The following is a 13,773-nucleotide window of genomic DNA, read 5'->3' as shown; positions in this document are numbered from 1 at the left end:
TCCAGTATTTATCGCAGGCGGCGATGGTCGCGTAGTAAGTGGTTCCGGCCAGCCACGTCGACGGAGTTCCGGACGCGCCTCCGGGATACCAGCCCTCGCCCGTCGGAGCGTAAGGCGGACGGCCCGGCACGTGCGTTTGTCCGGGCATCAGCATCAAAAGATACACGGCGTCGGGCGCGGCCTTGACCGGCACGACGGAATTGCCGCTCGTAAGAGGGAGAGGCGGCGCGGGCGAAGTGACGTCGGCGACCGTTACGGTTGTGTTACGGTTGGCGGTATTGAGCGCGCCGGCGTTACCGGTTATGAGCGTGGACGAAAACACCGTGGCTCCGCCCACAAGCGGTTGGTCGGCCACCGCAGGAGCGTAGCCGTCGTTTGAGGTAAGGCGCACCGTCGCCGTAGAATCCGAAGGGTTCCATTTGGAATCGGTGGCCTGCGCGGTGACAAGGAACACATCGCCGGCGGTCTGCACCGACGGACTGCCCTGTTTGCCCGTCGAAGATCCGGGCAGCGGTTCCTCTCCCGGAACCATAACGAGAATCTTGGACGCCGTGCCCGCCTGAACGCGAATCTTTGGAGAAGTGGTGGACACCAGATGGTCTGCCGATGCGCCGGCCGCGGTGGACGCCGTTATCGTCCAGCCGCCTTCGGCCGTCGACGACGACGTAATCAGCGTGGCCCAGATTTCGACCGAGCCGAAGTTCGTCGGCTGGTTGTCGGGCGGCACGAAGAACGGATCGTTGGATGTCAGCCGCACGGTCGTGTTGACATTGGTATTTTTGTTCCAGTATTTATCGACGACGTTTACCGTAACGAGACGCGGTGTGTCGGCGGTCCAGAATTCGGTAAGGCCCGATTTGCCGCCGATGACGTCGTGGCCGGGCACGGACGTCTCGCCCGGAACAAGAAGCTGCAACTTGACTGCTGAGCCGAAAGTCGAAGTGATAGCCGGAGTAACGTAAGACGCAAGATTGTTACCGCCGGCAGTAGAGGCCTTTATGGCGTAGGCCTCACCCACGCCGCGTTGGAATTCCACCCAGAAGACCTTGACTCCGGAGTCGGTGGATGCGGAAGCGGGATGGACGTCGTAGGGGTCTTCCGTAGAAACGCCGATGAAAGCCGACGTGGTCGTAACCAGATTCCACCTGTTATCGGTGATAAGCACGGTAACGGCGAACGGAGTTCCCGCGGTCTGGCCGACGGCCTCTCCGGTTTTTCCCGTCGACGTTCCGGGAGCGTGCGACTCTCCCGGCAGAAGAGCCAGCAGCCGCGACGGCCCGGCGGGGTTTACTTTGATGGCCGGCGTTACGTATTCCGTGTAACTTCCTCCGCCGGAGGCCGTTACCGTCCAGCCCTCGGTGGAAGCGGTCACAAGCGTAATGTCGACGTTTCTGACGCCGCCGGTGAGCCCGTACTGCGCGCCGCCGGGCGACGGCGGATTCTTGCAGTTCGGATCGGACGCCACCACCGTAGGCACGACGCTCTGGTTGGGCGCGTTATAGAAGTCATCGACAAGATAGAGCGTAACCGTGAAAGTTGAGCCCGCCACCTGCGTATTTACCGACGAGCCCTCGGTCTTGCCCGCCTTGCCCGATGTCTTTCCGGGCGCCCACGTTTCGCCGGGAGTGATTATCAAATATTTTTTGGCGGTGCCGGGGTTGACGGTAATTCTCGGCGAAGTGTCGTCGGAGAAGTCCGGCGTCGTCTGGTCGACGTCTCTTAGAGTCAGCGTCCACGACGACGGCGACGACCCGAATCCGGAAGTTCTGAATTCCACGGGGAATGTCGTAGTGCCGCCAACCAGCGGTCTCGACGATGGATACACGGCGTACTGGTCGTAATCGCCTATTTTTTCAAGACCCACCCACTGCATATCCACGCCGGAATCCACGCGGTTCCAGTATCTGTCGACGAGATTCGCAATCACGTTGAACGACGTTCCCGCGGTGCGGGCCGTAGGCGCGCCGATTTTGCCGTAGGGCGCGGCGTTCACGCCGTTGTTCCACTTGCCTTCGGCGGCCGTCTCTCCGGGCACAATCAACTGCAGCCGAAGCTCGGAAAGCACGTCTATCTTGGGATTAACCGTAGCGATGGTCGAGGTGCCGTTGGACAAATACCATCCGTCGGGCGCGATGGAAGTGTCGATGGCGTAAATTCTGTGGCTCGATCCGCGCGTAACCAGCGTAACGGCAAATACCGTCGTGCCGTTGGCAAGCGGCTGCGTGGCCGGATGAATGTCGTAGGAGTCGGTCGTCTCAATGCGAACGCCGTCGTTATCGGTGTATCCGGCCTTGGCGTTCCACGACGCGTCGGTGGCGTTTACGGTAACGTAGAATGTGACACCGGCGGTCAGCGTCTGCGGAGTTCCCTGTTTTCCGCCCGACGAGCCCGGTAGAGAGGTCTCGCCCGGCAGCAACACCTGCAAGCGCGACACCGTGCCGGCGTCCACTGTGTAGACGTCGGAAATATTGTCGGCCATAAAGGGCGCGGATCTGTCGAGCGCCGTTATCGTCTGAGTGGATGCGGTCACGGGCAGTATGGTGTAATGCGTCACGCCCGCTATGAGCGCGCGGGTCGACGGATGGTTGTCGTAGAGGTCGCTGGTGACCACCGACACGGATGAAGTATCGGCCGGCTGGAAGTTGTAGTACGCATCGCAGGATTTTACGGTGATGACGAAAGCCGAGCCGGCCGTCTGCGTGTCGGGCTCGCCGCTCCTTCCCGCGCCGGTTCCCCACACTTCCGACTGTCCGGGCAGCAATACCAAAAGTTTGGACGCCGTGTTCGGCTGCACGGTTACGTCGGCGGAGTTGTAAGCCGTAAACCCTCCGGCGGCCACGGACACCGTCCAGCCCGAGTCGTTTCTTGTTATCAGCGTAACGGGGAACGTCGTCGCGCCGGCGGCAAGAGTTCTCGCCGACGGATGGGTGTCATTGGGGTCGTTGGTGGTAAGGTCGGCCGTAGGATTGAAGGACGAATTTCTGTTCCACCAATTATCCGTCGCGTAAACAGTGGCGGTGAACGTAGAACCCGCGACTTGCGAAGAAGGCGAGTTGTCGAGACCGTAAGGGGTTGCGCCGAACTTGCCGGGTTTATATGTCTGACCGGGCAATATCGCTATAAGGCGGCGGTTGGCGGGGTCAGAGACGTGGGCGTTGGCGGCGACGGATATGCCCGATACCGTCGAGGCGCTCATATTCGACTGCGGCGCTTTGGCCCCAAGCGTCCACGATGTATTCCAGTTAAGCGCGTCCGTGGCCGACACGAACGCCTGGTTGAAAGTAACCTGTCCGCTGACTATGTTGGCCGTGGCGGGGTGAACGTCGTAGGGGTCGGTCGTCTCGATAAACGACGACGTGGTCGTAGACGTCTTGTTGTACCATGTGTCCACGCCGTAAACCGTAAGAGTGAACTGTTCGCCGGCGGTGTAGGTATTGGGCGCGCCTTCTTTTCCGGCGGGGGTCTGTTTCCATCGTCCGGGTTTATATGTCTCTCCGGGCATTACGGCAAGAAGTTTCGTCGGAGAATTGAACGTGACGGTTACGACCGGCACGGTGAAGGGGTCAAGCGGCGCGGCGTCTATGTCTTCGGCCAGTATAGTGTGCGTGGAGGCGGTAAATAACATAAACGGAATCTGCGCCGTGCCCGATATGAGCGACTGCGCCGTGGAGTAGACGGTTTCATAACCGCCGGTCGCGGTAAAACGCACGCTTGCCACGGAATCATTTCTGCGGTTCCAGAACTGGTCGGTTCCGTTGACAGTAATGTAATACTGCTGCCCGGCGTTCCAGACGGTAGGATTGCCGGTTTTGCCCGTCGCAGAACCCGGCAGAGCCGATTCGCCGGGCAGTAATGCCTGCAGACGCACGGCGGAGGCGGATTGGACGGTGGACACGACGGTCGTGTACGACTGATAATTATACCCTCTGGGAGGAGAGGCCTCGATATCCGTCACGGTCAAGGTGAAAGTGCTCGCCGTCACAAGATTGAGTCCGAACGGAATGGTTCCGTTTACCATCACCGCCGCGCCCGGCTCGGAATCGTAAAGGTCGGTGGTGGTAATTTCCGTATAAGCATTGCCCTCGACGGGAGATATTTCGTACAGCGCGTCGTTAATTACGTTCCAGTAGTGGTCAACGGCGTGAGCCGTAACTGTGAAGTCCGCGCCCGCAGTTCTGGCGGTTGCGGCGCCGGATTTTCCGCCGGTATTGTTTGGATAGTCATACGGCGGTTTGCCGGAATCAAGCGTTTCGCCGGGCAGCAGGGTCAAAAGTTTTCTGGGCTTGCCCTCGCCCGGAGCGTGCGGCGCGGGTTTTACTTTTATCGGCTGAGAATCGGCCGTGGCGTAAATGTTCGGCGAAATGTCGTCGGCCGAGATCGACCATCCGGATGTGGACGCCGTAACCAAGTACCAATAGTAAGGCGCGTCTATGCCTATCTGGCCGTTGGACATCGGCTCGTCGATGTAAGTCGGGCCCGATTGCGGCGGCTGCCGGTCGTGCGGGTCGGCGGCGGAGAGTCGTATCGTCGGCTGCGGGTCGACGTTCGTAACCCTGTTGTAGAAATCATCCGTCACCGCCACGGAAATACCAAACGACTGACCGGCCGTCTGCCGTGTAGGCGTGCCCGACCTGCCGTAAGGAGCGGGCGCGCCGACTTCGGGGCATTTTCCGGGGACGTGCGATTCGCCGGCCACGAATATCAGAAGTTTTGAGGCGGGCAGTTTGGGCTCTATCGTGATGACTTCGCCCGTCTGTTCCGTAAGCCCTCCGCCGACTTTCTGCACACGGAGGCGGCGCGTTGCGGCGGTGTAAGCCGTGGCCGTGAAAGTAGAAGAGTTGACGAGCGTGGTAGTGGACGCGAATACCGCGCCGTAGGGATCCTCGTCCATAGCCGTGATCACGACTTTAACATCGACGGTAACGTTGGTCGAAGTGATATTCCAATACGAGTCGCAGGCGTTCACGGTAACATTAAAGGGCGCGCCCGCCGTCTGATTTACCGTAGAGAAAGTATTCTTGCCGTAGGGCTCGGTAGCGGTCGGCGAACCGCTCCACTTGCCGGGAACATTCTGTTGATTGGGCACCAATACCTGCAGACGAGTAGCCGCGGCGGGGTTGACCGTAAAGTATACGGTTGTCGTAGAAACATAAGTGGGCGGGATGGGCGGATTCTCGACATCCTCAACTTTCAATCTCTGCTGCTTGGCCGTGACCGGCGTGACGGTAAATATCTCCTGACCGGCCACCATTGTCTTGGTGGTCGGCACGACGGCATAATTATCGTCTATGAGAGTAACCTTCGTCTCGACGGGAGCGTCAACGGGCAGGCGGTTCCAGTTGGAGTCGACGGAGTTAATTGTTACGCTGAATCCCGAGCCGGCCGTGCGCGGCGTGATATTACCCGTGATACCGGCGGGATGTCCCGGCTGGGCGGTTTGTCCGGGCATTACTATCTGAAGTTTACGCTTACCCTCGGAGGAATCGGTGTCCGGATTGACTTCTATAGCCGATACCGTCTGAGAACTCCAGAGCACCGCTTCGCCGGAATCGTCGCGCGCGGTGATGTCGGTGTAAACAGTATCAAGCGTATTGCCCGTGGGGCGGGCGCGGCGGAGTATCATAGGTTTTATTATCTGGCCCACGCCCGACGGCAGCGATTCCGTAACCACCGCGGCGTACTGGTCGGTGGAAATTATCTTGACCTGTCTGTCGCCCGCGGTGTTGTGGTTCCAGTAATCGTCGCAGGCGCGCACTGTCACATTGAATGAAATACCCGCGACGCGCGATTGCGCCGACCCGGATTTACCCTCCGCGGTGCCGGGCGCGGCGGATTCAGTGGGAACAAGTAACTGAAGTTTCGATATCGACGCGGGCACTACCGATATCGACGGACTCGTGTCGGCAGTATAATTGGTTCCCGTCTCTCCGGAATCGGTTACCGCCACGCTGCGCGAAGCAGGGCCGTTGGTCTGGGACGTCGACACAAGATAATTTATGCCGAAGTTTCTGGTACCCGCGACAAGTGACGCCGAAATGGGATTGACTTCTATGGAGTACGGCGACATATTAACGTTGACCTTGGGCATCGTGGCATTGGTCACGATGTTATAGAATCTGTCGACGAGATTTACCGTGGCCTGATAAGTCGACCCCGCAGTGAGCGCGTCGGGCGTGCCTGCTTTGCCGTAGGGCTCTTCACCGCCGTAGTAAAGCGATTCGGGCGCGTTGGCTTTGCCCGCCACGCGGGTTTCGCCGGGCACAAGCACCTGGAGTTTCATTTCTCCGACGGTGGGATTGGGCCTTACAAATATGCCGTTGGACGTGCCCGACGATACGGAAGTGCCGCTGAACACTCCCGCCTCAAGATACTGCGTGGCGGATCTTATCATGGTAACGACAAACGTAGTGGAGCCGCCGGAAAGAGGAGTCGTCGTCGGATGAATGTCGTAGGTATCGCTCGTGACAAGACGTATGACGGACGAAACGTCGTCGCGGCGGTTCCAGAAATTATCGACCGCAAAAACCGTGGCCGTGAAGGGAACGCCTGCGGTCTGCACGGTAGCGGTGGTAGTGGAGCGTCCGCCGTCATTATATGGCACAGAGTAAGGCGGTTTGCCCCACACGGGCGTCTGGCCGGGCGCAAGAACCATAAGACGGTTGACGGATGCGGCGGCAACGGGCACCGGCCCAGAAGTGTGTTCCGACCACGCCGTGCCGCCTATATCCGAGGCGGTAAGCGTGGGATTGCCGCGCGTCACCAGAGTGACGTCGTAAGTAGTGGAACCTTTCGGCAGGCCGTCGCCTCCGACGAGGGCTTTGTCTTGCGGAAGCGAAGTCGCGTAGACATCGGATGTGGCAAGACGCGCCGTGGTCGACGTAGACGCGGCTATGTTCCAGTAGCGGTCGGTGGCCTCCACGGTAGCGCTGAAAGAAACGCCCGCCGTGCGCTCCGACGGAGAACCGCCGAGACCCGTCAGCGTGCCGGGTTTGCCGGTTGAGCCGGGCGCGCGAACTCGGAGTTTTTCGGGGGAGGCGGCGCTCACGGTAAGATCTGCGAAGCCGACCACCGACGTGCTGTCGATGTCGGTAACGTAAACTCTGCGCGAGGATGTCTTTACGAGTTTGAGCGTTTCGCTCGATATCATGGCGCTGAAGGTCGTGGCGCCCTGCACTTCCTCGGTAAATCTGTAATCGGCAGGCAGCCAACCCTTCCACGTGATGGCTTCGTCGCCGGTCACGTACGGAATCTCCGGCTCGCCGGGAGCCGATATCGAACCGTCGACGGTAAATCTGATTCTGCCGCGATAGTTTCTGGCGCGGTCGCCGCCGCCTTCGAGCTGGTCCTTGGCTTCCACCACCAAACTCACGGCCGTTCCGGCCGTCGGGCTGGTGTTAAGCGCCGTCACGTTGAACGACTTGGCCGGCAGTGTAACGGAGAACCGCTTCCAGGGCATAAGCGTATGATCCTGAACGTTGCCGGCAAGGTCTTTGGCGCGGGCCTTGGCCAGATACCATTTGCCGGAGCGCCACTTGCCCGTCATGACATCGCCGGAATACCAGCTCAGTCCGCCGATGGTGGGACGCCATACAAGGGAACCTGCGTAATCTACCCACGTGTAACTTGAGCCGTTCCAATCCCATATATAGTCGCCTGCGGAAGGAACGTCGTTTTCGTCGGCGTCAAGAACTATCACGACCTCCGCCCCATCGGTAAGCACTCCGGAATTGCCTACGCCGCTGAAGGTGTCGGCGGATGTGCCGTAAATTCTGGTTATGTCGACGTTGTAAGAATCGTCCTCGGGAATGGTTATCGTCGAGGTCGGTTTGGTCACATCGAAAATAAACTGATTGGTGACCACGTACGTGGAGACGTTGGGGCTCGGCGAGCCGTCGTAACTGTTGGCCTGATCGTAGGCGCGGGCGCGAACGCGATAGGTGCGGCCGTCTTTCCATCCGTCGGGCTGACCGACATCCATAAGGGCGGGTTCGACATAAGACCACGTTACGGTGCTTCCGCCAACAGCGGACGTGGATAGATTCACCCAGATATCGCCCGTCGACCAGAACTTGCTGGCGCCGTCGTCGTACCAGGTCGCGCCGGCGGTGACGTCGTAAACTTGTATCTGCACTTTCTGCAAACCGGCGGTAAGATCCATCGCGGTGCCGGTTATACTGTCGAGAGAATTATATGCGCCGTTTGACGCGGGCAAGACAGTGCGCGCGACGGGCGGCGCCCTGTCGAACGTGAATGTGTAGGCGTCGGTGACGGTGCGGATGTTGGGCGCGGGCAAACTCGGGTCGCGGGCTTCAACGTCTATGGTATATGTCCGTCCGCTCGTCCATGCGTAGTCGGGGCTGGCGGGGTCAAGGAAATTGTCGTGCGTGTAAGCCCAGTTGATTATACCGGTGCCGTTGCCCGCGGCGTTTATCCACGCGCTCGACGGATCGCCGAATGTCTGCCATCCCGTAAACGACCAGTATTTTCCGTCGAACTGTCTTCTGATTCTGACGCGGACCTGAAGCACTCTGGTCTCGACATCGCGGGCCGTGCCCGATATGGCCGGCAAAGAGTTAATGTTATTGCCGGACGGCTGGGTCACGCCGGCGGTGGGCGACGTGTCGTCTATCTTTACGCGCGTCGTCGACAATTCGACTTCGTAGTTGGCCGCGTAATCGCGGGCGCGCGAAACTATTCTGTATATTTTATTGTTCGTCCACGTTATTACCGTCGAGGTTGACCATACGACCGTGCCGGTTCCCGAGCCGGCCACGACCGTCCAGAATTTTTCCGTTTCATCGTCGGGAGAATCCCAGTTGCCGATTTCATCGTTCCAGGTAAGTCCCTCGCTCTCGTCGTAAACTTTTATCTTGACACCCATTATTCCGTTCGCATCGACGGCGGTGCCGGTAATGGACCCGAGAGAAGCATATCCCCTGTTCTGCGCCTCATAAATATTTTCCGGCAAATTGACCAGCGAATCCGGCGGGGTCGAGTCGAACTTGAACGTAGAGCCGGCGTGCAGAGGTTCAATTTCGGCGTTGCCGGCCTTGTCGTAAACTTTACACTGCACGGTATAAGTTACTCCGTCCTCCCACACAGGCATATCGGAATCGTAGCGCCATTTGCCCGTCTTGTCTCCGGCTCCCATATCAAAAAGCGTAGTGGGCAATTCCGTGACTGTGCCCGACCAAACTGTGCCGCCGCCCTGATAGTAATCGCCGCCGGCCTTACTTATAAGAACTTTGACGGAGCCGATACCCGTGGTGCCGGGGCCCGTATCGGGGTCCAACGCTGTGCCTGAAAGCGTAGGAAGGATGCGATAGAATCCGTCGTTAACGGGAAGCGTAACGCGCGAAACCGGCCGCGAAGTATCGTACTTGAATATTTTTGCCGTCGACGGGTTTCCGGTATTGCCGGCCGTGTCATAAGCGCGGGCCGTCGCCTGATACTGATGTCCGTCGGAAAATGCCGTCATATCATAAGTCCATGAAGATCCGCCGGTAGCAGCGGGCCACGTAGCGGGCTCGCCGACCTGCCAGGAAGTTCCGTTCCAGTAAGTATTGGGGTAAGTAAGATCTCGCATAAGCGCCCTGACCTGCACAATTCCAAAAACGTCAAAGGCCGTTCCGATTATCTGCGTAAGTTCGTTTAAGTTGGCGTTGGCCGACGGAGAAACGACAACGGCCGTGGGCTTGGTGATATCGTAGACGAACTGTCTCGACCCGCCGGTGATTTCATAATTGCCCGACGGCTTCGATTTGTCGACCGCGCGCGCGAATACGGTGTAAGTGGAATGGGTCACAAGCTGCGCCTCGAAACCCGTGTACCACCAGAAAGTGTTATTGGGTGTAAGCGCCTGCGTGACTACGTACGACGAGACGTCGGAATCGAATACGGCGCCGGTCCACCACTTAACAGGCGCAGGCGCGTCGCGGCGCACGGCGACTTCGACCTTGTCTATGCCGCTGGAAGGCGTGTTGACGTCGAGGGCCGTGCCGGATATCGACGGCAAAGAATTGGTTACGAGCCCGCCGGACGGATGTCTGATATAAGAGACGGGCGTAGATTTATCTACGGTAAACGTAACCGAGTTGACGTCGACCGTGAACGCGGTTTCGTAATTGGGGGCCACGGCCTTGTCGCGGACGCGCGTGGTTATAAGATAGACGCTCGCGTCGTCCCAGTTTATATCGGAGAATGCAAACTGCCAGTCGGCTTCGCCCGTAGCGGCGAACCATTGCCTGTCGTTATCGTTGAACGCTCCGCCCGACCACCACTTGCTTATCGTCTTATTCAGTATGGCGTAATCCACGCCGCTCGTCGCTATACCGCTTGCGACAGTTCCCCCTCCGGGCATCGGGTCTGCGGCCGTTCCGGAGACGATGGCAAGCGTCTTATAGAAGTCCCCTCCGACGGGCATAAGCACTTTAGTGACGGGTTTGGTATCGTCATAGAAAAATTCGACGTCGCCGGCATCGGGAATTTCTCCGGCTGTTTCCGACGAGCCGGCCACGTCCCAGGCACGGCTTGCTATCTGGTAAACCCTTCCTGAATTCCACGAAACCGTCGTGGAGTATGACCACGATGAAACGTGCATCGCGACCGGCACCCAGGAGGATTGGGCGACAAAATTCGAACCATTCCAGAAGAGCGTGTCGGTTACGTTCTTTATTCTGACTTCCACTTTCTGCACGCCGGAACCGCCGGTATCGACGGCCGTGCCGGTTACCGAGGGGATAACCGAGTAATAAACTCCGGCTTCGGGGTAGGTCGCCGAGGAAGTCGGCGGCTCGGAGTCGAACTTGAATTGATTGCCGGACAAGGGAATTTCTTCGTTGGTGGCGCGGTCAAACGCCCTTGAACGAACCAGATATTCATGGCCGCTTGCCCAAGGTATTCCGTAGTAATACCAATTTGCGGCCGTTCCCGACGACGCAAACCACGAGGCCTCTTCCGTCCCGACGGTAAACTCGCCCGTCACATTGTTAAACCAGCTGCCGCCGACCTGCCGCACGGACACCATTATTCCGTTGTTGGCGGTATTGTCCGCCGCCGTGCCGGATATCGAGACGAGCGCGTTGTACGGTTTATTATTGACAGGCCGCACTATACCGGAAACCGGCCGCTCGTTATCATAAGTGAACGTCTTGCCGGCGGAGGGCGTTTCCTCGTTGGTAGCGTTGTCGAGCGCCTTGCTTCTGACTATGTACTGCCGTGAGTTCTGCAAAGGCGGGGTTGCGGCGCTCCACGGAGTCAAGCCGTCGGCGTTGTACCATATTACCGACGGAGAACTGAAAGTGGAACCGTCGAGATACCACCACGGACCGGTCGGCGCTTCTCCCATAGCCCATTTTACGTTGGAAAGTCCGGACGGCGCGTCCGAGGCGGTTCCTTCCAGAAGCGTTATGGGTCTTGACGGCCCGCCGTAGTATTCGTTGTTGACCGGCACCGTGACTACGGAAGTCGGCTTGCCCACGTCCCACGTAAATGTCACCGAATTCGCCCCGACGGTAAATAGGTCTTCGACGTTACCGGGTCTGTCGAGCGAGCGGGCTATTACGTTGTAACGCGCGGCATGAGTCAGCTGCCCCGACGGAGGCACCGACGAAGAGTAGAGTGTCCAGTTGATAAGAGATGACGTGGAGACGTTGATCCACACGGGATTATACCCGGGAGTCGTGTCGTCCCAAGAGCCGCCGCCGTCGGGATTCCACCATTTTCCGTCGGTAAGGCGCTGTATCGCCGTTTTTACCTGGTCTATGGCGGAAGTCGCGTCTCTTGCCGTGCCCTGTATCTGGGAGAGCGTGTTGTAGTAGAGATTGTGCGCCGGCAGTATTACCGTGGTTGTGGCGTGCGAGTTGTCGAAAGTGAATGTCGTGCCCAGAACCGCCCACTGCTCGTAATTATTGGACGGAAGCGCGGCGTCGTTGGCCTGCGATGTTATGTAGTAGGAAACTCCCGACGAAAGTTTGGACGCCAGTGAGGCGATGTACGCGTACTGCCACCAAGTCCCGTTGACCGACAACTCCGTCTCAAGCGGCACTACGCTTGCAGAGTTAAAGTCCGAGTAATCGAACCATTTGCCGTCGGTGTTTCTCTTGACGGCCATATTTACGGTAATCGCCTTGCCGTCGGCGAGGTCGGAAGCCGTGCCGGTTATGGCGACAAGTTCTTTTATGGGAACGTTGTGCGCCGGCAGCGTGGCGCGCGACGTCGGCGGCGTCTGGTCGTAAGTAAATACGGCCGAGGAGTAAATAGTGGAATAAATGCCGGACTTGTCGAACGCGCGCGACTCCACCGAATAGTTGTAGCCATCGGTCCATGCGGTGAAAGTGGCCGTCCACAGCTGATAAGAATTTGTCGTGGCCGTCACGAACCACGCGGTGTCTCTGTCGGCGTCTAATATGCTGTAACCCGCACCGCCCCAATATTTGGCCGGTACGACAGTGTTATTCTTGACCCTTATATAAACTTTATCGACCTGCCCGGGAGCCGCGTCGGCGGCGGTGCCTGTTATAGTCGCGTTATGTCGTAAATAAACGTAAACGACGTCAACGCGGCCTGATAATTCTGCGATTTATCTTTGGCGTTGACGTACACCCTGAAAGTCACTCCGTCGAAATTGTCCCAGTTCGGCAGGCGCCACGTCTGCTGCCAGGCCGCCAAAGTCCCGGCGTTTGTGATCGTGTACGACGACGCGCCCGAACTAAATGTCTCGGCTCCCCAACTCCAGTAATTACCCGCGCTTTCGGGGTCTCTTTGTATGGCTATCTCGACAATCTCCAAATCGCTTCTGTTGGCGTTGGCTCCGTCGGAAGCCGTGCCCGATAACGTCGTCAATTCGCCCGACTTGTGATACTGGTTCGACGGAAGTTGTATCTTTGAAGTCGGCGGTGTCGTGTCGTACGTGTATGTCGATATTACCACTCCGCCGGTGTTGCCTGATTTGTCGAACGCTTCCGTCCAGACCGCGTATTTCTTGTTGTCCTGCCACGCGGGTAGATTTTCTGCGCCCTGCCCCGCCGGATATTCCCACGTCCACACAGGCCCGCCCGTCTTTACCGTCGCGCGCCACGATATCGCCGCCGAACTGAATCCTACTCCGTTCCACCAGTCGGCGCCCAAATCTTTTATCGCAACCCTTACATAATCTATGTCCGACCGGGCCGCGCCCGCAAAAGGCAAGGGGTCCGTCGCCGTGCCCGATATGTTCGGCAGCGCGTTGGCTTGCGAATAAAATCCGTTATGCAAAGGTATCTGTATGGACGCGCTCGGCGGGGTCGTGTCGAATGTTATTGTGTAGCCGGCTTGGGCGGAATCGGTGTACTGGTCGTTGGCTGTCGGCACGGCGGTGTCGTACGCGCGCGAACGAATCTTATACTGTCTGCCCGTCTGCCACGCCGGTATGTTGGCGAATGTCCAGCTCGACGGATAAACCGTCGCGTTCGTCGTCGCGCCCCAATCTTCCGTCTCAACCCAGCCGGTTCCGTTTCTCCAATATGTCGTCGGATGTGTCAAATCCTGTATCGATACTTTAACCACTCCCACGCCGCTCATAAGTCGGCCCGCCTGAGGCGTAAGGTCGGTGTGTGTTCCTGAAATCGTGGTTAATGTCGCCGCGCGGTAATTGCTTCCGTCGGCCGGATATGTCACCGCGCTCGTGGGCTTGCTTACGTCGTAAATGAACCTCACTCTGTTAACTCCGTCGGTGTAACTCGTCTCTTCCATCGACGGACTCGAATTGTCCCACGACTTCGACTTCACCGTATA

2 protein-coding genes are annotated in these 13,773 nt (G+C 58.4%); both read right to left on the bottom strand.

What is annotated here, in order from left to right:
* The coding region (locus CVU77_05585; protein PKN01408.1) for a hypothetical protein at positions 1-12,376 on the bottom strand (12,376 nt) is incomplete at its 3' end.
* A gap of 140 nt (positions 12,377-12,516) precedes the next feature.
* The coding region (locus tag CVU77_05580) for a hypothetical protein (protein PKN01407.1) at positions 12,517-13,773 on the bottom strand (1,257 nt) is incomplete at its 5' end.

Source organism: Elusimicrobia bacterium HGW-Elusimicrobia-1 (assembly GCA_002841695.1).
Lineage (GTDB): Bacteria > Elusimicrobiota > Endomicrobiia > PHAN01 > PHAN01 > PHAN01.
This window is presented reverse-complemented; position numbering and strand designations above follow the sequence as displayed.